Source organism: Caballeronia glathei, from assembly GCF_000698595.1.
Classification (GTDB): domain Bacteria; phylum Pseudomonadota; class Gammaproteobacteria; order Burkholderiales; family Burkholderiaceae; genus Caballeronia; species Caballeronia glathei.
The window spans coordinates 1-18,813 of sequence record NZ_JFHC01000003.1 but is presented as its reverse complement, the minus strand read 5'-3'; the positions used below and the strand labels follow the sequence as shown (position 1 = coordinate 18,813).

The 18,813-nt window shown below is 65.3% G+C and carries 21 protein-coding genes; 6 read left to right on the top strand and 15 right to left on the bottom strand.

The features are described from left to right. Nucleotides 1-34: 34 nt before the first annotated feature. Entirely contained in the window at nt 35-1,174 is a 1,140-nt protein-coding gene (locus BG61_RS03255; RefSeq protein ID WP_035934921.1) for a TRAP transporter substrate-binding protein, read from the bottom strand. A gap of 440 nt (nt 1,175-1,614) precedes the next feature. On the opposite strand from BG61_RS03255, the gene BG61_RS03250 reads away from it, so the two are divergent. Continuing rightward, nucleotides 1,615-3,699: a putative bifunctional diguanylate cyclase/phosphodiesterase gene (locus tag BG61_RS03250; RefSeq protein ID WP_035934914.1), complete on the top strand. Its 2,085-nt coding sequence runs from the start codon at nt 1,615-1,617 to the stop codon at nt 3,697-3,699. Between the two features lie 70 nt (nt 3,700-3,769). Here the strand turns inward: BG61_RS03250 and BG61_RS03245 are convergent, their stop codons facing one another. From BG61_RS03245 to phnG, 9 genes are all read right to left on the bottom strand, one after another. Beyond that, a complete protein-coding gene (locus tag BG61_RS03245) occupies nt 3,770-4,213 on the bottom strand; it encodes a hypothetical protein (protein WP_035934911.1) in 444 nt (147 codons plus the stop codon). 356 nt (nt 4,214-4,569) lie between these two features. After that, complete coding sequence (locus tag BG61_RS03240; RefSeq protein ID WP_035934909.1) at nt 4,570-4,818, bottom strand: hypothetical protein; 249 nt, start codon at nt 4,816-4,818, stop codon at nt 4,570-4,572. Nucleotides 4,819-4,976: 158 nt separating this feature from the next. Beyond that, nucleotides 4,977-6,110: an alpha-D-ribose 1-methylphosphonate 5-triphosphate diphosphatase gene (locus tag BG61_RS03235; protein WP_035934901.1), complete on the bottom strand. Its 1,134-nt coding sequence runs from the start codon at nt 6,108-6,110 to the stop codon at nt 4,977-4,979. Further along, on the bottom strand, nt 6,104-6,889 hold the full coding sequence (gene phnL, locus BG61_RS03230; RefSeq protein WP_035934900.1) for a phosphonate C-P lyase system protein PhnL: 786 nt from the start codon (nt 6,887-6,889) through the stop codon (nt 6,104-6,106). Before phnL ends, BG61_RS03235 begins: the two co-directional genes overlap by 7 nt. Before the next feature lie 9 nt (nt 6,890-6,898). After that, the gene (phnK, locus tag BG61_RS03225) at nt 6,899-7,687 is read right to left on the bottom strand and encodes a phosphonate C-P lyase system protein PhnK (protein ID WP_035934898.1); all 789 of its coding nucleotides are present in this window, start codon (nt 7,685-7,687) and stop codon (nt 6,899-6,901) included. Then, entirely contained in the window at nt 7,684-8,577 is an 894-nt protein-coding gene (locus BG61_RS03220) for an alpha-D-ribose 1-methylphosphonate 5-phosphate C-P-lyase PhnJ (RefSeq protein WP_035934896.1), read from the bottom strand. The genes phnK and BG61_RS03220 overlap by 4 nt, the downstream gene beginning before the upstream one ends. After that, nucleotides 8,564-9,703, bottom strand: a complete 1,140-nt coding sequence (locus tag BG61_RS03215) for a carbon-phosphorus lyase complex subunit (RefSeq protein ID WP_081867965.1) — start codon at nt 9,701-9,703, stop codon at nt 8,564-8,566. The genes BG61_RS03220 and BG61_RS03215 overlap by 14 nt, the downstream gene beginning before the upstream one ends. Beyond that, nucleotides 9,703-10,356 (bottom strand): phosphonate C-P lyase system protein PhnH, encoded by a 654-nt coding sequence (phnH, locus tag BG61_RS03210; RefSeq protein WP_035934888.1) that lies wholly within the window; start codon nt 10,354-10,356, stop codon nt 9,703-9,705. The genes BG61_RS03215 and phnH overlap by 1 nt, the downstream gene beginning before the upstream one ends. Continuing rightward, a complete protein-coding gene (gene phnG / locus BG61_RS03205) occupies nt 10,356-10,847 on the bottom strand; it encodes a phosphonate C-P lyase system protein PhnG (RefSeq protein WP_035934886.1) in 492 nt (163 codons plus the stop codon). Before phnG ends, phnH begins: the two co-directional genes overlap by 1 nt. Nucleotides 10,848-11,069: 222 nt before the next feature. On the opposite strand from phnG, the gene phnF reads away from it, so the two are divergent. Genes phnF through phnN form a run of 3 tightly spaced genes read left to right on the top strand, consistent with a single transcriptional unit; the run spans nt 11,070 to nt 13,125 of the window. Further along, nucleotides 11,070-11,828 carry a phosphonate metabolism transcriptional regulator PhnF gene (gene phnF / locus BG61_RS03200; RefSeq protein WP_035934884.1) on the top strand — a complete coding sequence of 253 codons (759 nt, stop codon included), beginning with the start codon at nt 11,070-11,072 and terminating at the stop codon, nt 11,826-11,828. Beyond that, nucleotides 11,825-12,571, top strand: coding sequence for a DUF1045 domain-containing protein (locus tag BG61_RS03195; RefSeq protein ID WP_035934882.1), 747 nt, complete (start codon nt 11,825-11,827; stop codon nt 12,569-12,571). The genes phnF and BG61_RS03195 overlap by 4 nt, the downstream gene beginning before the upstream one ends. Further along, complete coding sequence (phnN, locus tag BG61_RS03190; RefSeq protein WP_035934880.1) at nt 12,568-13,125, top strand: phosphonate metabolism protein/1,5-bisphosphokinase (PRPP-forming) PhnN; 558 nt, start codon at nt 12,568-12,570, stop codon at nt 13,123-13,125. The genes BG61_RS03195 and phnN overlap by 4 nt, the downstream gene beginning before the upstream one ends. 33 nt (nt 13,126-13,158) lie before the next feature. On the opposite strand, the gene phnE is transcribed toward phnN, so the two are convergent. The 4 genes from phnE to BG61_RS03170 form a co-directional block, all read right to left on the bottom strand. After that, complete coding sequence (phnE, locus tag BG61_RS03185; RefSeq protein ID WP_035934867.1) at nt 13,159-13,989, bottom strand: phosphonate ABC transporter, permease protein PhnE; 831 nt, start codon at nt 13,987-13,989, stop codon at nt 13,159-13,161. Continuing rightward, the gene (gene phnD / locus BG61_RS03180) at nt 13,989-14,960 is read right to left on the bottom strand and encodes a phosphonate ABC transporter substrate-binding protein (protein WP_035934864.1); all 972 of its coding nucleotides are present in this window, start codon (nt 14,958-14,960) and stop codon (nt 13,989-13,991) included. Before phnD ends, phnE begins: the two co-directional genes overlap by 1 nt. Nucleotides 14,961-15,019: 59 nt before the next feature. Next, on the bottom strand, nt 15,020-15,922 hold the full coding sequence (gene phnC / locus BG61_RS03175; RefSeq protein ID WP_035934862.1) for a phosphonate ABC transporter ATP-binding protein: 903 nt from the start codon (nt 15,920-15,922) through the stop codon (nt 15,020-15,022). 213 nt (nt 15,923-16,135) lie between these two features. Beyond that, nucleotides 16,136-16,516, bottom strand: a complete 381-nt coding sequence (locus BG61_RS03170) for a winged helix-turn-helix transcriptional regulator (protein WP_035934860.1) — start codon at nt 16,514-16,516, stop codon at nt 16,136-16,138. A gap of 79 nt (nt 16,517-16,595) precedes the next feature. On the opposite strand from BG61_RS03170, the gene BG61_RS03165 reads away from it, so the two are divergent. Both BG61_RS03165 and BG61_RS03160 read left to right on the top strand, forming a co-directional pair. Beyond that, the gene (locus tag BG61_RS03165) at nt 16,596-16,913 is read left to right on the top strand and encodes a DMT family transporter (RefSeq protein WP_035934859.1); all 318 of its coding nucleotides are present in this window, start codon (nt 16,596-16,598) and stop codon (nt 16,911-16,913) included. A 146-nt stretch (nt 16,914-17,059) separates the two neighbouring features. After that, nucleotides 17,060-17,764 (top strand): glutathione S-transferase N-terminal domain-containing protein, encoded by a 705-nt coding sequence (locus BG61_RS03160; RefSeq protein WP_035934856.1) that lies wholly within the window; start codon nt 17,060-17,062, stop codon nt 17,762-17,764. Nucleotides 17,765-18,407: 643 nt separating this feature from the next. Here BG61_RS03160 and BG61_RS03150 read toward each other — a convergent pair. Further along, nucleotides 18,408-18,813, bottom strand: a 406-nt coding sequence (locus BG61_RS03150; RefSeq protein WP_035941572.1) for a sigma-70 family RNA polymerase sigma factor, incomplete at its 5' end; no start/stop codon positions are given.

Here is an 18,813-nt window from a genome sequence, read left to right as displayed (position 1 = left end):
GCGGCTCCCGGGCAGTAACGCGGCGCGCGCCGGCTCAGGTCTTCTTGGTGAAATAGCGTGCGGCGGCGATCCGGTAGTCGACGTTCGTGTCGCTCTGCCAGCGGGTCGTGCGTTCCGCGAAGGCGCGCATCGAATCGTTGACCTTCTTGAACATCGGATTTTCCTTTTCCTTGCGCGCGACGATCTCGTCCCAGATCCTGAGCTGATCCTGCAGCACCGCATTGGGCGTGGCGTAGAACTTCACGCCCTGCTGCTGCAGGGCCTGGTAGTCCTTCGAGTAGCGGTCGATCGCCTTCCACGACATGTCCTGCGACGACGCTTCCACGGCATTGCCGATGATCGCCTTCAGGTGCGGCGGCAAGCCGTCGAATTTCTGCTTGTTGAACAGCACCTCGAAGGTCTCCGAGCACTGATGGAAGCTGCGCAGCATGCACACCTTGGAGACGTCGGGGAAGCCCAGCTGGCGGTCGGAGCTGGCGTTGTTGAATTCGGCCGCGTCGAGCAGGCCGCGGTCCAGCGCAGGAACGATCTCGCCGCCGGGCAGCGCGTTCACCGCCGCGCCCATGCCGCTGAAGATGTCGATTGAAAGCCCGACGGTGCGGAACTTGAGGCCCTTGAAGTCTTCGGGCTTCGTGACGGGTTTCTTGAACCAGCCGAGCGGCTGCGTGGGCATCGGACCATACAGGTACGACACGACATTCAGGTTGAGGCTGCGGTAGATCTCCGCCAGCAGCTCCTTGCCGCCGCCGTACTTGTGCCAGGCAAGCAGCATGTTGGCATCCATGCCCCAGGCGGGGCCGGAGCCCCACAGCGCGATCGCCGAATTCTTGCCGTACCAGTACGCGCACACGCCGTGACCGCCGTCGAGCGTGCCCTTGCTGACCGCGTCGATCAGATCGAACGCCTTGACCACCGCACCCGCCGGCAGGACCTCGATCTTCAGGTCACCGCCCGTCATCGTGTTCACCTTGCTGGCGAAGTCGCCGGCGTACTCGTGGAAGATGTCCTTTTGCGGCCAGGTGCTCTGCCAGCGCATGACGATCGGACCCTGCGCCTTGACGATCGCGGGGAACCCCAGCGTCGCAGCGCCCGCCGCCCCCGCCGCGGCTGTCGCTGTGGCGCGCCGCAAAAATTTTCGGCGCAACGATTGGGTTTTTCTTTCCGGCTTTGTCATGGCGGTCTCCCCGAGCTTCGCTGATAAAACGAACGTACAGACGCAAACCGTTTTTTGCATTCTAGGCATGCGATTTTGTAGTGACAATGAAAGGTTAACCATTAGATTTTGAAATCTACGTGCCCGGTGTTTCAGGAAAAAGCGTGCCAGCCGGCATGAGGCGTTGAAAATGCGCAGCCGCAAACGTGTGCGTGGCACAAGACGTTCGCGAGCGCGCCTGAAAGCACCGGTGATCGCCGCAGGATGTGAAATCGCGGCCGACGGCATCGCGCACCCGCGAATCGCCGCTCGCGGATCGCGCGCTGAAGTTGCGCGCTAAAGTCGCGCGCGAACGCGGTCGTTATAAGAGGCGTACCGACGCCTCCTTCGCCGCGCGGCAGTGGCACGCGGTCCGGGCAATCCGGGCGGGGCGGAAACGGAAATCTTCAAAGGAATACCCGATGTTTGCGAGTAGCTATAACAGTTTGCTCGTCCTGTTCTCGCTACTCGTGGCGATTCTGGCGTCGTACACCGCGCTCGACATGGCAGGCCGCATTTCCACCGCAAAGGGCCGGGCGGCGCACTGGTGGCTCGCGGGCGGAGCTTGTGCGATGGGCACCGGCATCTGGTCGATGCACTTCATCGGCATGCTCGCGTTCAGCCTGCCGATTCCGCTCGGCTACGACCCCGCGATAACCGCGCTCTCGCTCCTGCTCGCGATCGCCTCGTCGGCGTTCGCGCTGTGGCTCGTGTGCCAGGAAAGCCTGCCGTGGACCCGGATCGCCTGGGGAGCGGTGCTGCTCGGCGCGGGTGTCGCAGGCATGCACTACACCGGCATGGCGGCGATGCGCATGTCGCCCTCGATCGTCTACGTTCCGTCGCTCTTCGCGCTGTCCGTCGCGATCGCGATGCTTGCGTCGGGCGCGGCGCTCTGGATCGCATTTCGCCTGCGCCGCCATTCGCCCCTCGTCAGACCATTGCGCGCGGCCGCCGCGCTCGTGATGGGCGCCGCCATCGTCGGCATGCACTACACGGGCATGGCCGCGGCGCAGTTTCCGGTGGGCAGCGTCTGCGGCGCGGCGCGCAGCGGCGTGAACGCCGGATGGCTCGCGCTCGTGATCATCGTCGTCACGCTCGCCGTGCTCGCCATCGCGCTGATCGTCTCGGTGCTCGACCTGCGCCTGGAAGCGCGCACGTCCGTGCTCGCAGTGTCGCTTGCCGAGGCGAATCAGGAGCTCACCTACCTCGCGCTGCACGACAACCTCACCAAGCTTCCGAACCGCATGCTGCTCACGGACCGGCTCGACCGGGCGCTGCATGGCGCGGACCGGAACAACGGACGCTTCGCCGTGATGTTCATGGACCTCGACGGCTTCAAGACGGTCAACGACGCCTACGGCCATCACATCGGCGACCTGCTGCTCGTGGAGGTCGCCCGGCGCATCGAGTCGAGCGTGCGGCAGGAGGACACGATCGCCCGCGTGGGCGGCGACGAATTCGTGCTGCTCGCGCGAGTCGGCGAACCGGCGGACGCGGCAACGCTCGCCGACAAGGTGCTCACCGTCATTCGCGAACCGTTTCAGGTGGCCGGGCGCACGCTGCGCGTGTCGACGAGCATCGGCGTGGCGATGTATCCCGGCGACGGCATCGATCAGCACGACCTGCTCACCAACGCAGACGCCGCGATGTATCACGCGAAGGCGCTCGGCCGCAACGTCTACTGCTTCTTCGAGACGTCGATGAACGCCAACGTGCACGAGCAGTTGCAGCTTGTGCAGGACCTGCGGCTCGCGCTCGAACGAAACGAGCTGATCCTGCAATACCAGCCGAAGCTCGCCGCGCCCAGCGGTCCGATGCTCGGCGTGGAGGCGCTCGTGCGCTGGGCGCATCCGGCACGCGGGCTCATTGCGCCCGACCAGTTCATCCCGCTCGCGGAAAAGACGGGCCTGATCGTGCCGATCGGCGCGTGGGTGCTCGACGAGGCCTGCCGGCAGATGCGCGTATGGCACGACGCGGGCCGCCGCGACTGGTCTGTCGCCGTCAACCTGTCCGCGCTGCAGTTCGGCCATGCGAGCCTGCTGCAGATGGTGCGCGACACGCTGGCACGCCACGCGCTGGAGCCGGGCTGCCTGACGCTGGAAGTGACCGAGTCCACGGCGATGCGCAATGCCGACGCGAGCCTGCGCATTCTCCAGCAACTGAGCGACATGGGCGTGCGCATTTCCATCGACGATTTCGGCACCGGCTATTCGAGCCTGCTCTACCTGAAGCGGCTGCCGGCGAGCGAGCTGAAGATCGATCGCGGGTTCATCCGCGATCTCGCGCGCGACACGGAGGACGCCGCGATCGTGTCGGCGATCGTCGCGCTCGGTGAAACGCTCAATCTGAACATCGTCGCGGAAGGCGTCGAGACGGCAGCGCAGCAGGAATTCCTGACGCGTCTTGGCTGCGACTCGCTGCAAGGGTTCCTGCTCGGGCGCCCGATGTCGCCGGACGATCTCGTCGAGGCACTGTCACAGGACGGGATGTTCAACCGCGCCGCATGAAAGTGACGGACCCGGTCGTGCTTCGATGGGGTCCGATCCGGCGATCCAACGCTCCGGCGCCCCGGGCGCCTCAGTGTCCGCCGCAGAAGACGGCGGTCAGAAGCATCGGCACGACCTGATGCACCACCGCGTCGCTGCCCGCTTCCCGCACGCGCGCCTCCACCGTTTCCGACGCGCCCGTCACGACGACACCGTACGACGAGTTCTTGACGGGCTTGCCGCTGCCTTCCTTGAACATCGCATCGCCGTGCTCATAGCCGAGCACCGCGTAGACGCGAAAGCCGAAAGCCGTGAGGTTGCTGCCGCGAGTCGGCCGAAACGCGTTGACCGAGTTCGCTTCGACACGCATCGGCGTCGATTCGATGTAGCGATAGTTGACGAGGGGGGCAATGAAGCCGTGGGCGTTCGACTTGCAATCGAGTTGCGGGTCGAGCGCATGGGCGTGGCAGAGCGCGGGCGCAAGACAGGCGCCTGCGGTGAGCGCGGTCAGCGAGCTTAGGAAACCGTGTTTCATGGCGGCAGCGTAGGCAATTCCTGACGGTACCAGACGTCACGAACGGAGCAATTAACGCGCCAGACACCGGTGCATCGGATGTCGTGTGGTACGAGGCGTTCGTTCCCGAAGCGGACTGCTGGATTGCGCTGCTGGCAAGCAACCCGCGCGTTCCGCGTGGGAGTCTACAGAGTGCTGGCTTCCCGCGCCAGCGTCTGTACGCGACGCCTCAGTCCCCTTTCTCCTGATAGGGACGGCTGGTGATCCGTCAAGCCGGTAGGACGAGCGGTGTGAAAAAATCCGCTGTGCGCGTGAAGAAAATTCCCGCTCTCTGATTCTGCGGCGCAGCATGCGCACTACGTGCGCGCCATGCACCACTATGCCGCAAGCCGATAGCCGTTCATGCACGGACGCGCACGGGTGGCGGGAAACACGCACCAGCATCCGTCGTCGTGGCGAAAGAAGAAGATCGCGCGAGAACCGCTCGAAGCCGACGCTTCGACATGCACGTAGGGCCTCTTTTCGGAGCCCAGCCTGCCGAACCGGACCACGCGGATGCGCATTGCCGCGCTGGGCGCGAGCCATTTCTCGACGAGGAAATGCAATGAGTGCGCAGAGGTGTCCATGTCCGTCTCCTTCAGTCTTCGCCCCGCTCATGCTGCTTGCATGTTTCGAAGGGCTTGATAAAAGAGTAGGACCGGTTATCGATCAATGATAGTTAATGTTTTTCATGCTCACGATAACCGGCGCGTTATGGATTCGCCTGGTGTGTGACTCGGCCTGGTCAGCCGACGCGCAAGCCCGCGCGATAGGTCGCACGCGGCACCGGCAGGCCATCGGCCGATGCCACACGGACCAGGTCGGCGCGAAGTCCTGGCGCAATGGCGCCGCGATCGTCGAGGCCCGCCGCCCGCGCGGGCGCCGACGAGACGGTGGCGATCGCGCGCGGCAGCGTCCAGTCCGCCTTGCGCACGAGGTCGAACGCCGCGATCAGCAGGCTCGACGGCACGTAGTCTGACGACAGGATGTCGAGCAAACCCGCCTGCGCGAGTTCCAGCGCCGACACGTTGCCCGAATGCGAGCCGCCGCGCACCACGTTCGGCGCGCCCATGATCGTCGCGATGTTCAGGCGCCGCGAGGCCTGTGCGGCCACGAGCGTCGTCGGGAATTCGGCGAGCACGATGCCGTCGCGCGCGGCTTCCTCCACGTGCTCGACGAGCGTGTCGTCATGGCTTGCGAGCGACATGCCGAGCGAGCGGCAGCGCTCGACGATATCGCGCCGGTGCGCGTGCGCGTAGCGGCGCTGGTCTTCGGCGAGTTCCTCGAGCGCCGTGCGGGCGCGCTCGTCGGTCCACTTGCCGTGACGTTCCTGATAGCGGCGCCATTGCACCGGATCGTGCCACTGGCGCTGGCCCGGCGTGTGGTCCATGACCGACGCGAGGCGCAAAAGCGGATGCGAACTCAGCGAATCGAAAATCTCGACGACGTCGGCCGTCGCGACCTCGCAGCGCAGGTGCAGGAAGTGATCGGCGCGCAGGAGCCCGCGGCGCGCAAAGTTTTCGATCGACTGCGCGCACTTCGTCTGGATCTCGCGCCCGCGCACGCCGACATCCGGCCGCGAGCCGATGCCGAGCGCATCGAATACGGTCGTGATGCCCGCGCATGCGACCTGCTGGTCGTGTACGAGAATGGCGGCCTCGTGATTCCACAGCACGCCCGGCCGCGGCGCGAGATGCTTCTCGATGTTGTCCGTATGCAGTTCGACCAGCCCCGGCAGCAGATAGTCGCCTTCCCAGTCCTCGGCCTGCGCCGCCGACGTCGTGCCGGGCGCCACCTCGTCGATGCGGCCGTCCGTCACGCGGACCACGCCGGTGAATTCCTCGTCGCGCGTCACGATGCGCGCATTCTTGATCAGCATGTCTGCAAGATTCCCGTGTTCGATGGAGATTGCTTCGTTAGTTCGTCCAGGCCGACGACGCGCGTCGCCACGCGCTCGCGCGTGTCCTCGTCGTGAAAGATGCCGACGATTGCCGCGCCCGCTTCGCGCGCCTCGACGATCAGGTCGGCGACCACGTCGCGATTCTCGGCGTCGAGCGACGCGGTCGGCTCGTCGAGAAGCAGGAGCGGCTGGCCCGCGATCAGCCCGCGCGCGATGTTCACGCGCTGCTGCTCGCCGCCCGAGAACGTGGCAGGCGCGAGCGCCCACAGGCGGCGCGGCACGTGAAGGCGTTCGAGCAGCGCGCTCGCCCGCGCCCGTGCGTCCTCTTCGCCGACGCCGCGCGAAACGAGCGGCTCGCTCACCAGATCGAGCGACGACACGCGCGGGATCGCGCGCAGGAACTGGCTCACGTAGCCCATCGTCGTCCGGCGCAAACGGATCACGTCGTGCGGCGAGGCATGCGTGAGCGAAACATGACGCGACTCGCGGCTGTCGTCGCGAATCGCGATCGTGCCGCCCGTCGCGAGATAGTTGCCGTAGATGCAGCGCAGGAACGTGCTCTTGCCCGCGCCCGATGCGCCGGACAGCACGACGCATTCGCCGCGCTCGACATCGAGCGACACGCCATGAAGCGCCGCGATGCGCGCCCCGCCCTGCTGGTGCAGCGTGAATGTCTTCGCGATGCCGCGTGCGCGCAGCATCAGTGCATCGCGGCGTGCGAACGCGAGTTCGTTGGAGAGATCGGCATTGGCATTCATCGTCTTACCTCAGACAGGCAGCACGGACGCAACCAGCGTCTGCGTGTAGGGATGTTGCGGGTCATCGAGCACCTGGTCGGTCAGGCCGCTCTCCACCACGCGCCCGTCCTTCATCACCATCAGGCGATGCGCGAGCAGCCGCGCGACGCCGATATCGTGCGTGACGATCAGCGCGGCGAGATGAAGCTTGCTCGTGAGCGTGCGCAGCAGGTCGAGCAGGCGCGCCTGCACGGACACGTCGAGGCCGGCGGTGGGCTCGTCCATGAAGACGAGGCGCGGTCCCGTCACGAGATTGCGCGCGATCTGCAGGCGCTGCTGCATGCCGCCGGAAAACGCGGAGGGAAGCTCGTCGATGCGCGCGGCGTCGAGTTCGACCCGCGCCATCCAGTCCGCTGCCGTTTCGCGCAGCCGCCCGTAGTGGCGCGCGCCGATCGCCATCAGCGGCTCGCCGATATTGGCCCCCGCCGACACGCCATGACGAAGCCCGTCGCGTGCGTTCTGATGAACGAAGCCCCATTCGGTGCGCGACAGCATGCGCCGCTGCGGCTCCGCCAGACCGATCAGGTCGAGCGTCGCGGCATCTCTCGTGCGATACGTGAGCGTGCCCCTGTTCGACGGCGTGCGCAGCGCGAGCGCGTTGAGCAGCGTGGATTTGCCGGAGCCCGATTCGCCGACGATGCACAGCACCTCGCCGGGATAGACGTCGAGGTCGATCTCGACGCAACCGCCGCGCCCGGCATACTGCTTCGAGAGTCCGCGTGCGCTCAGGAGCGGCGCGACGTGTGCCGATACCGTCATGCGGCCTCCTTCGCTGCGTCCCCGGGTGCATCCTGTGCAGCGCGGCGGCTGCTGCAGTAATCGCTGTCGGAGCACACGAACATGCGCGAGCCGGCGTCGTCGACGATCATCTCGTCGAGGAAGCTCTCGCGCGAGCCGCACAGCGCGCACTGATGCTCCCAGCGCTGCACGCTGAACGGATGGTCCTCGAAATCCAGGCTCTTCACTTTGGTGTACGGCGGGATCGCGTAGATGCGGCGCTCGCGGCCCGCGCCGAAAAGCTGCAACGCCGGGTTCATATGCATCTTCGGATTGTCGAATTTCGGAATCGGCGACGGCGAGGTCAGATAGCGGTCGTTGACGAGCACCGGGTAGTCGTAGGTCGTCGCGATGCTGCCGTGCTGCACGATATCCTCGTAGTATTTCACGTTGATGAGACCGTAGTCCGCGAGCGCGTGCAGTTTGCGGCACTCGGTCACGCGCGGTTCGAGCCGGTAGAGCGGCTCCGGCATCGGCACCTGATACACGAGTATCTGCGCTTCGGTGAGCGGCGTCTCGGGAATGCGGTGGCGCGTCTGCACGATCGACGCATCGGCGGTGCGTGTCGTGGTCGCGACGCCCGCCGTGCGCGCGAAGAAGCGGCGGATATTGACGGCGTTGGTGGTTTCGTCGGAGCCCTGGTCGATCACCTTCAGCGTGTCGCTGCGGCCGATGATCGCGGACGTCACCTGAAGGCCGCCCGTGCCCCAGCCATAGGGCAGCGGCATTTCGCGCGACGCGAACGGCACCTGATGGCCGGGCACGGCCACGGCCTTGAGCAGCGCGCGGCGGATCATGCGTTTTGTCTGCTCGTCGAGATACGCGAAGTTGTAGCCTTCGGCGAGTTCGGTTCCTGCTTCACGGGCGCTCATGCGCGACCTCCTGTTCTTCCTCTGCGGCCAGCGCAGGCGCGGGCCGTGACGCAACGCCGCCCGACGTTCGCAGACCGCGCAGCAATTCGAGCTCCGACTGGAAGTCCACATAATGCGGCAGTTTCAGATGCTGCACGAATCCGGACGCCTCCACGTTGTCGCTGTGATACAGCACGAATTCGGCGTCCTGCGTCGGCGATGCGATGGTTTCCCCCAGTTCCTGCGCGCGCAACGCGCGGTCCACCAGCGCCATTGCCATCGCCTTGCGCTCGGAATGGCCGAAGGCAAGGCCGTAGCCCTGTGTGAACGCTGGCGGCACCTCGCCGCTGCCGGCGAACTGGTTGATCATCTGGCACTCGGTCACCTCGATGTCGCCGATCTCGACCGCAAAGCCCAGTTCGTCGAGTTCGAGTTCGACCGCGACTTCCCCGTTGCGGATCTCGCCCGCGAACGGATGACTGTGCGCGTAGCCGCGCTGCGTCGCATAGCCGATGGACAGCAGGAAGCCCTCGTCGCCGCGGGCGAGATTCTGCAGCCGCGTCGCGCGATCGACGGGAAAGGTGAGCGGCTCGCGTGACAGGTCACCGGGTTCCGGGGCATCCGGGCGCGCCCTCTCCTGCTCGATCAGGCCTTCCCGGTCGAGCATCGCGAGCACGCGCGGCATCGGCTCCGCGTGTGTCGCCGGTGCGGTGTCTTCGTCACCTGCACCGGTGCCGCCTTCGGCGAGCAACGTGAAGTCGAGCAGGCGCTGCGTGTAGTCATACGTGCCGCCGAGCATCTGCCCGCCGGGAATGTCCTTGAACGCGGCGGAGATGCGGCGCTCGGCGTGCATGGCCTCCGTATCGATCGGCAGCGTGTAGCCGAAGCGCGGCAGCGTCGTGCGATACGCGCGCAGCAGGAAAATCGCTTCGACCAGATCGCCCGCGGCCTGCTTGATCGCCAGCGCAGCGAGTTCCTCGTCGTACACCGAGCCTTCGGTCATCACGCGCGCAACGGCGAGCCTCAGTTGCCCGCGAATCTGCGCGACGGTCAGCTCCGCCACCGCGCGATCGCCGCGGCGCTTTTCAGCAAGCAGGTCCCACGAACGCTCGATCGCGCGTTCCCCGCCTTTGACTGCGACGTACATTAGCTGTTCTCCACTCGGGTCGTGCGCGGCAGGCCGACAAGCGAGCCACCCGCGACGAAATAGCAGTCGATGCCGCACGGAAACCGCGAGGCGAGCGCAGCACGCTCGTCCCAGAACTTCCCCGGCAGCCCTGCGATGCCAACGGTCGACGCATCGCGAATACCGGGGCCCTGCCACGTGAGAGGCGCGCCGTCGGTCAGTGAATCGACCCGGATGAAAAGCGTCGCTGCGTTCTCGGGCGCTTCGGGTTCGCCGAGCGAAAACGCATCGAGCGGCGGCATCGACGCGGCGTCGTGCACGTAGGCGAACGTCGCCTGCGCGCAATCACGCGTCAACGTGGCGCCCGCATGAAAGCGCAATGCATCGGCGAGCGCGCGGTCGTCCCGCTGCACGAACACGGGGGTCGAGTAGTCGGCGAGCGCGAGCAGCGATGCGAACGCAGCAAGCGGGGCACCGTTCGCGTCGGCCTGGTAGCCGGGCAGCAGAGACTCGACGGATACGATGCGGCCAGGACGCGCGAGCGCATCGAGGAGCGCGCGAAAGACGCCCTGCGAATCGTGCACCGCGTCGCCAAAGCCCGGCATCAGCAAGGCCATGTCGATTTGCTCGCTGTGCGGGCCGTGAGCGGAATTGAAACGGTCGGCTGGCTGCATCAGTCCCCTCGCACCATCGTGAAGAATTCGACCTTCGTACGGGCCGCCTGCGCCTGTCTGTGCGCGCGGCGCTCGGCGATGCGCGCGGCGAGCGGCCGAAGCAGGCGTTCGTGCAGCGGCGCTTCGAGCGCCGGCACGTGCAGCATCGCGTCGATGAGCGCGGCGAGCTTCGCGCGCTCCTTGTCGCGGCCCATGTGCACGGCGACTCCCACCGGCGCGCTGCCGTCCGGCATGCGCAGCCTGAGCGTCGCGCGCGTTACGGTGACTTCGCCGGCATTGAAGGGATCGCCCGTGCCGCCGATGCGCCCTCGCACCATCGCGAGCCCGATTTCCGGAGCGCGCAGCCAGTCGAATGCAGGCGGCGACGCGGAACCGAGCGCCGCGTCGAGCGCTTCCCTGATGTGCTCGCGCGGCGTGCGCGCAAGCACCGCCATCCACTCTCGCCGAGCCATCCGCTCAGCCCGAACTGGCGGCTGCGGAGAAGAATTCATTCGCTTTCCTCGTCGTAAAAAGGCGCGGCGCCCGCGCCGCGGCCGGCAGGTCCAACACCGGATTTCCGGCGACCTATGCTACCAGTCGGTACATCTGGTCGTCTAGACGTATCGAGATGTGGATAATCACGATTACGATCATGCTCCGCTTTCATATTTCCATCATGAGCGGCGCACTATAATGTCCAGAACGCTATTGAAACCGACAGGAATGACAGCGACATGACATCGAACGAAAACGCGGCGCCGGGGCTCGCCGTGGAGCGCGGCGCGGGTGTCGCCGTCTGGCGGCAGATCGAGCAGATCCTCTCTGCGGAGATCGCGGCGCACGGCTTCGGCGACGAAGGGCGGCTGCCGAGCGAAGCAGAACTTGCGAAGCGCTTCGATGTGAATCGCCATACGGTTCGCCGCGCGATGCTGCGGCTCGCCGCGACGGGTCTCGTCAGCGTCGAGCAGGGTCGCGGCACGTTCGTGCAGCCGGGCGCGATCGATTACCAGATCGGCCGCCGCACGCGCTTTACCGAGAACCTGCGCCGCCAGAACCATGCGACGGCGGGGGCCATTCTTTCCGCCGAGAAGGTGAAGGCCGATCCGGTCGCCGCGAAGGCGCTCGGCATTCGCGTGGGGACGCTCGTCTATCAGATCGAGTCGCGCCATGATTCGGACGGCGTGCCCCTCACCTATGCGCGCAACTGGTATCCCGCGCTGCGCTTCGCGGACCTGCCCGCCGTGCTCGAATCCTCAGGCGGCATCTCCGCCGCCCTGGCCCAATTCGGCGTCGAGGACTACACGCGCAAATGGAGCCGCATCGGCAGCGTGCTTCCCAGCACCGACGTCGCGCGCCGCCTGCAGATCAACCGGCAGCAGCCGGTGCTGTGGGTCGAAAACGTCGATGTCGACGAAGCCGGCGTGCCGATCAAGTACGGCATCACGCACTTCGCCGCGGACCGCGTGCAACTCATGGTCGAGCACGACGCATGACCGGCTACGCGCAGCACACCGATTTCGCCCCGCAGGCGCGAATCGCGCTCTACTATGCGCCGCCGGCCGCGTCGGCATGGTGGGACGCCGGCTGTGAGTGGCTGGGCCGCGACCCCGAGCGCGCGCATTCCATCGATACGCCCCTGCCCGATCGCATCGTGGCCCTCGGCTCGAACGTGGAGGCGCTGACACGTGCGCCTCGCCGCTATGGATGGCACGGCACGCTCGTCGCGCCGTTTCATTGCGCGGAAGGTGTCAGGCCGCTCGACGTGCTGTCGGCTGCACGCGACTGGGCTCGCCACTTCGGGCGTTTCGACATGCCGGTCGGTGTCGCGGAAATAGGGCGCTTCGTTGCGCTGCGTCCGGCGAATACAGGCCACGACGACATCGTCCGCGAAATCGCCGCCAGCGCATTGCGCGCGATGGCGCCGCTGCGCGCGCGCCCTTCCCCGCAGCAGATCGAGAGCCGCATCGCGCCCGGCATGAGCGAGCGCCAGATCGGGCTGCTGCGCGAATGGGGCTATCCCTACGTGCTCGACGAGTTCCGCTTTCACATGACGCTGTCGGACTCGCTCGGCGAAGCCGCAGCCCGCACGGCCATCGCCTCGCATTGGACAGAGCGCATCGAAGCGCTCGGCCCCCTGCCCTTTCACGGCGCGTCGCTCTTCGTCGAGCCGCAGCCCGGCGCGCCATTCGCGCTCTGGCAGCGCCTTCCATTCGACACGGCACAGGACCCCGCATGACCACCGAAAACAGCGCACGGCTCATCTACGTGATGGGACCCTCGGGCGCGGGCAAGGACTCGCTGCTCGGCTTCGCGCGCGAACGCATCGGCGCAAGCGTGATGTTTTCGCATCGATACATCACGCGGGCAGTTTCCGAAGGCGAGAATCACATCGCACTGAGCAACGAGGAATTCGCTACGCGCCTTGCGAACGGGCTGTTTTCGCTGCACTGGGACAGCCTGGGGTTGCGCTATGGCATCGGCGTCGAGATCGACACCTGGCTCGCGCGGGGCATGTCCGTCGTGGTCAACGGCTCGCGCCAGCATGCGGGCACCGCTCACGCGCGCTATCCGCACGCGCGCTTCGTCCATATCGACGCCAGTCCCGCAGTGCTCGCGGCAAGGCTCGCGAGGCGCGGACGCGAGGACGCAAGGCAGATTGAAGCGCGGCTCGCGCGCCGTCCGGCACTCGCGTTGCCGTCAGCGGCGCAGTGCATCACCATCGACAACTCGGGCCTGCTCGCCGACGCGGGCCATCAATTGCTCGAGGCCATCGGACACGCGGCCCGCTGAACGCGCGGGCCGCGTGTTCCGGATCACGGCTTCTCAGATCACGCGCTCGCGCACCCATGCCGAACCGAGGTCGATCAGCGTCACGATCACAATGACCATCAGCATCACCGCGGCGGTCTGCGCATAGTTGAAGGAGCGGATTGCCTCGTAGATCACGACGCCGATCCCGCCCGCCCCCACCATGCCGACGACCATCGCGGAGCGCACGTTCGACTCGAAGCGATACAGCGCGAACGAGATCCACAGCGGCATGACCTGCGGCAACACGCCGTAGACGATTTCGTCGATGGTGCTTGCGCCGGTGGCCCGTACGCCTTCAGCCGGCCTCGCGTCGATCGCTTCCACGGCTTCGGCGAAAAGCTTGGCGAGCACGCCCGTGGTGTGGACCCAAAGCGCGAGTACGCCCGCGAAAGGACCGAGCCCCACGGCCACGATGAACAGCATCGCGAACACCATCTCGTTGATCGCCCGGCAGGCATCCATCACGCGGCGCACCGGCTGCGTGACCCAAAGAGGCGCAATGTTGCTCGCCGACAGCAGCCCGCACGGCACCGCGCACACCAGCGCAAGCGCCGTACCCCACACCGCGACGGCCAGCGTGACGATCATCTCGTGCACGTAGGCGCGCCACTCCGTGAAGTCCGGCGGGAAAAAGTCGCGCCCGAACTGTGCCATGTTGCCGGAATCGCGAATGAGGTCGAGGGGCCTCATGTCCGCACTCTGCCACGAGAGTCCGAGCACCGCGATCACGGCGATCCAGCCGAAGGTCGACGCCCAGCTGCGCTTCGGGTCGCCCGGTACGGACACGTGCTTCGCGGCGCGGCCGCTCGCCCCGTCGACCGGCGATGCGTTGACCGGACTCATTACTTGGCCGCCAGCTTGTCGAGCGCCGAGAGCTTCTGATCCAGCGCGGCGAGCTGCGCCTTCTTGTCGGCGTCCGAGATGTGCGCGTTGTTCTGCACCTGCTCCTTCTTCTGGAACAGCGACATCTGACGGATCGGCACGAGTTGCGCGTCCGACGACTGCGCAAAGCCCGAGTATCCTCCAAGCGCCGCCATCACGGCTTGCTCGTGAGGATCCTTCTCGCCGTAGTGGTCGAAGAAGTTGCGCAGCTTGTCCTTCGTCGCCTGCGGCAGATCGCGGCGCCAGACGAGCGGGTCGGAAGGGATCAGCGGCGATGTCCACAGCACGCGCACCTGTGCGTAGCGGTCGGCGTGATCGGCCTTGAGGTGATCGAGCATGTCGGTGTTGTTGGTCGCGACGTCCACCCGGTTGTTGATGACGGCGAGCAGGTTCGCTTCGTGGCTCGACGGCAGCACGCTCTTGAACGAGGTCCTCGTCGACACGCCGTTCTTCGCGAACAGGTAATACGACGGCACGAGCGTACCCGAAGTGGAGTTCGGATCTCCAAAGCCGAGATTGACATCGCTGCTGTTCTTCAGCACCTGATCGACGCTCTTCCACTTGCTGTTCACGTTCGTGATCAGCACCGAGTAATAGCCGCCCTGCCCGTTCTTGTACTTCATCTTGGCGAACACTTCGCCATTCGACCGGTCCACTGCCTCGATTGCCGAAGCATTGCCATAGAAGGCGAACTGCACCTTGTTGAAACGCATCGCTTCGATGATGCCCGCGTAGTCGGTGGCGAAGAACGTCTTCACGTCGAGGCCGGTCTGCTTGTTGAGATCGTCGATGAGCGGCTGCCAGCGCTCCTTGAGCGCCGACGACGAATCGGTCGAGATGATGCCGAAGTTGAGCGTTTCGGCGCGCACGGCCTGCGTCACGAAGCACGCGGCAAGCGCCGCGCCGGCCAGAAGGTAACGGGCTGATTTCATCGGTAAGTCCAGTGTTGAAGTGAAGATACGACGGCGCTCCTGCTCCGGCGCCATCAGGATCAGGAGCCGGCCGCCGGCGCTATCGAGGCGAAGGCGGCGGAGCGTGTCGAGGATTCGCTGGCGCGTGGTTGCACCTTGTCGGGACGCAGTGTGCCTTCCGGCGCGTCATCGCTCCCGGTCGCTTCCGCGTCCGCCAGCAGCTCGCTCGCGGCGGCGCCGTAGAGATCGCGCAACACGGCGGGCGTGAGATGTGCGGAGGGACCGTCGTACACGACGCGCCCATCGCGCAATGCGACCGTGCGCGAACAGTATTTCATCGCGATGTCGATCTGATGCAGGGACACTACGACGGTCAGGCCGTGGTCTTCGTTCAGCGACTGCAGCAGTTCCATTACGCGGCGCGACGACTCGGGATCGAGCGATGCGATCGGTTCGTCGGCAAGCACGATGCGCGCGCGCTGCACGAGTGCGCGCGCGAGCGCCGCACGTTGCTGCTGACCGCCGGAAAGCGTGCTGGCGCGTTCGTTCACGTGCTCGCCGATACCCATCGCCGCGAGCGACTGCATCGCAAGCGCCTGCTCCTCGCGGGGAAAGCGTCCGAACAGGCGCCGCCAGAGCGGCACGCGCGAAAGCGCGCCGATCAGCACGTTCGTGCGCACACTGAGGCGCCCGACGAGATTGAACTGCTGGAAAACGAACGCGACGTCGCGGCGGATCCGGCGCACCTCACGGACGACCTTGCCGTTCTGCTGAATCGGCCGGCCGAGCAGCGTCACATGCGACGGCTCCGGATCCGACGCGGTAAACCCCGCGATGTGACGCAGCAACGTGGACTTGCCCGAACCCGATGCCCCGATCAGCGCCACCATCTCGCCTTGAGGCACTTTCAGGTCGATGGAATCGAGCGCCTTGCGGCCGTTGCTGAACGTCTTCGACAGACGCTCAATGCGAATTGCATCCATAGGCTCCTCGAGATTGCATGGCAGATGCGATGAAACGTCCCGAAGATTCTAGAAATGCAACATGACGCGCCAGTGACGATGGCGAGACGTCTAGATGAATATATCAGTGTCGAGCAAGGTTCCAGCCCACGCTTAATGGGGTCGGGTTCTCGCGAGGTTTTCTGGCGGCAATGGGGAACGAACACGGGCCAGCGACGATTCTGGCAACTTTCGTTATCCCTGATCGAACTTTTCGCGCGCGTAGCGGAGGTGATCGTGATGCTGCTCCGCCCAGCGATCGAGCGCAATCAGCGCCTCGCTCAACGATCGCCCGAGCGGACTCAGATGATATTCGACATGCGGCGGCACCGTGAGATGGTCCGTCCTCACGACCAGTCCGTTTCGCTCGAGTTCGCGGAGTGTCTGGGTCAGCATCTTTTGCGAGACGCCTTCAATCCTTCTCAGCAAGTCATTGTTGCGTACCGGCCCGTCGACCAGCATCGGCACGATGAGCAGCGCCCACTTGCTCGATACCAGTTCCAGTGCGGTTCGTGAGGGACACGTCGCACTGAACACGTTGCCGGATGCGCGACCGGGTTTCCTGATCGAAGCCATAGGCACCTCCGGGTGCGTACTTGCCGTCGGGTAACTGTAGGGTCAAACTCGGGTCCATTCAATCTCCGGGGAGCGAATCGTGGCCTGGATCCTGTTGCTCGGCGCGGGTGCGATCGAGATCGGAATGGCGGTGGCATTGCGTTACGCAGACGGCTGGTCTCGACCCGTTCCGAGCATGATCGGCATCGTGCTGGCGCTCGCAAGCATCTTCCTGCTCACACACGCACTCAAGTCGCTGCCCGCGGGAACGGCGTACGCGGTGTGGACCGGAATCGGCGCGATCGGCGTGGCGGTAGTCGGTGTTCTCGCGTTCGGGGAGAGCACGGCTCCCCTGCGGCTCGTATGCATCGGGCTCGTCGTGACGGGCGTGGTGGGATTGCGCTTGCTCGACGCGTAAGTGCATCGTGCGCGTCGACGCCGTCGCGAAACGAGGCGCGAACGCCCGACCTCGGGCCAGTCGGGACAGGAATGACGGTAATGACTATATTTACGGCCTGACACACCGCATTCACGACACGCAGACATTCAACGAAGGTATCCACCATGACCGATCTGTCCGCCTTCCCCATTACGAGGAAGTGGCCCGCGCAGCACCCCGACCGTCTGCAACTCTATTCACTGCCGACGCCCAATGGCGTGAAAGTTTCCATCATGCTTGAGGAGAGCGGGTTGCCGTATGAACCGCATCTCGTGAGGTTCGACGCGAACGACCAGATGTCGCCGGAGTTTCTGTCCCTCAGTCCCAACAACAAGATTCCGGCGATCCTCGATCCGCACGGGCCGGACGGCAAACCGCTCGCCCTGTTCGAATCGGGTGCGATCCTGATGTATCTCGCCGACAAGACGGGCCAGTTCATGCCGCGCGACTCCGCGCGCCGCTACGAAACGATTCAGTGGCTGATGTTCCAGATGGGCGGCGTCGGCCCGATGTTCGGCCAAGTGGGTTTCTTCCACAAGTTCGCCGGCAAGGACTACGAGGACAAGCGCCCTCGCGACCGCTATGTCGGGGAGTCGAAACGACTTCTTGGTGTGCTCGATCAGCGTCTCGCTGGCCGCGACTGGATCATGGGCGATGACTACACAATCGCCGACATGGCGGTTTTTCCATGGGTGCGCAATCTGATTGGCTTCTATGAAGCGCGTGAACTCGTGGGGATCGAGCGCTTTCCGCATGTCACGCGCGTGCTCGACGTGTTCCTTGCGCGGCCCGCGGTCGTAAAGGGACTCGATATCCCGAACAGGAATTGACGACTTTCAGATTGGAATACTGGAAAGGAAATTGAAATATTTCTGGTTTCTGCGGCCGGTTCTTATCGGCACCTGACTGCTCCGCTTGAGCTTCGGTTGATACAGGTGAGGTGCGCAACAAAACGGTAAAACGTGCTTCGTTGCAAGCCTGATCGCAGCCGATATGTGCGCTAGCCCACATTCAGCGTTCGAGCGTATGCTAGGTTCGCGCTAAGGTGCCGAGCGCGATGTCTACACTCGCCTCGGCGTCGATCGCTTACCGTAGGTGGCGCAGATGAAATCGTTCCTCGACATATCGCCGGGCCGTCTCTGGCGAGCGGCTGGCTTCATTGCGATTCTTCTTTCCGCGAGTACGCAGGCGCAGTCCGCTTGTCCGAACTGGGTGGAGACGGCCTCGGGCAGCGTGTTCAACGTATCGGCGCTGATCGCGGACACTGGCTCACCGGAGTCGGCATTGGAGAAGGTTCGCACAGCCCTTTCGAAAGTGGATGCGGGCGGAGGATGCGCCGCATTCGGAAACACGCGCGCATGCGATGAAACCGTCACCCTCGCGCGAAAGGCAATCGGCGCACTGGAGGCGTGCACGGCTTCCGCGACGTCGAAAGCGCCGCGCCGTTGAATCACGGCGCGGCGTTTTTTCGGCTCAACGATCGAGGAACGGCCTGAGTTTGTCGGCGCGGCTCGGATGCATCAGTTTTCGCATTGCCTTGCTTTCGATCTGGCGAATGCGTTCACGAGTCACGTCGAACTGCTTGCCCAGTTCTTCGAGCGTGTAGTCCGACGCGGTGTCGATACCGAAACGCATGCGCAGCACCTTCGCCTCGCGGGGCGAGAGCGCGTCGAGCGCATCGTCGATCGCGGCGCGCATGTTGGCATGAACCGCAGCGTCCGCCGGCGACGCGGCCGTCGGGTCTTCGATCATGTCGCCGAGCGTGGCATCGGCGTCCTCGCCCACCGGCGTCTCGAGCGACACCGGTTGTTTCGCGATTTTCAGAATGCCGCGGATCTTCTCTTCCGGCATCTCCATGCGCTCGGCGAGCACGGCGGGA

Coding starts and splice junctions, on each gene's coding strand:
- BG61_RS03255 (WP_035934921.1), bottom strand. CDS start 1,174: ATGACAAAGCCGGAAAGAAAAACCCAATCGTTGCGCCGAAAATTTTTG.
- BG61_RS03250 (WP_035934914.1), top strand. CDS start 1,615: ATGTTTGCGAGTAGCTATAACAGTTTGCTCGTCCTGTTCTCGCTACTC.
- BG61_RS03245 (WP_035934911.1), bottom strand. CDS start 4,213: ATGAAACACGGTTTCCTAAGCTCGCTGACCGCGCTCACCGCAGGCGCC.
- BG61_RS03240 (WP_035934909.1), bottom strand. CDS start 4,818: ATGGACACCTCTGCGCACTCATTGCATTTCCTCGTCGAGAAATGGCTC.
- BG61_RS03235 (WP_035934901.1), bottom strand. CDS start 6,110: ATGCTGATCAAGAATGCGCGCATCGTGACGCGCGACGAGGAATTCACC.
- phnL (WP_035934900.1), bottom strand. CDS start 6,889: ATGAATGCCAATGCCGATCTCTCCAACGAACTCGCGTTCGCACGCCGC.
- phnK (WP_035934898.1), bottom strand. CDS start 7,687: ATGACGGTATCGGCACACGTCGCGCCGCTCCTGAGCGCACGCGGACTC.
- BG61_RS03220 (WP_035934896.1), bottom strand. CDS start 8,577: ATGAGCGCCCGTGAAGCAGGAACCGAACTCGCCGAAGGCTACAACTTC.
- BG61_RS03215 (WP_081867965.1), bottom strand. CDS start 9,703: ATGTACGTCGCAGTCAAAGGCGGGGAACGCGCGATCGAGCGTTCGTGG.
- phnH (WP_035934888.1), bottom strand. CDS start 10,356: ATGCAGCCAGCCGACCGTTTCAATTCCGCTCACGGCCCGCACAGCGAG.
- phnG (WP_035934886.1), bottom strand. CDS start 10,847: ATGAATTCTTCTCCGCAGCCGCCAGTTCGGGCTGAGCGGATGGCTCGG.
- phnF (WP_035934884.1), top strand. CDS start 11,070: ATGACATCGAACGAAAACGCGGCGCCGGGGCTCGCCGTGGAGCGCGGC.
- BG61_RS03195 (WP_035934882.1), top strand. CDS start 11,825: ATGACCGGCTACGCGCAGCACACCGATTTCGCCCCGCAGGCGCGAATC.
- phnN (WP_035934880.1), top strand. CDS start 12,568: ATGACCACCGAAAACAGCGCACGGCTCATCTACGTGATGGGACCCTCG.
- phnE (WP_035934867.1), bottom strand. CDS start 13,989: ATGAGTCCGGTCAACGCATCGCCGGTCGACGGGGCGAGCGGCCGCGCC.
- phnD (WP_035934864.1), bottom strand. CDS start 14,960: ATGAAATCAGCCCGTTACCTTCTGGCCGGCGCGGCGCTTGCCGCGTGC.
- phnC (WP_035934862.1), bottom strand. CDS start 15,922: ATGGATGCAATTCGCATTGAGCGTCTGTCGAAGACGTTCAGCAACGGC.
- BG61_RS03170 (WP_035934860.1), bottom strand. CDS start 16,516: ATGGCTTCGATCAGGAAACCCGGTCGCGCATCCGGCAACGTGTTCAGT.
- BG61_RS03160 (WP_035934856.1), top strand. CDS start 17,060: ATGACCGATCTGTCCGCCTTCCCCATTACGAGGAAGTGGCCCGCGCAG.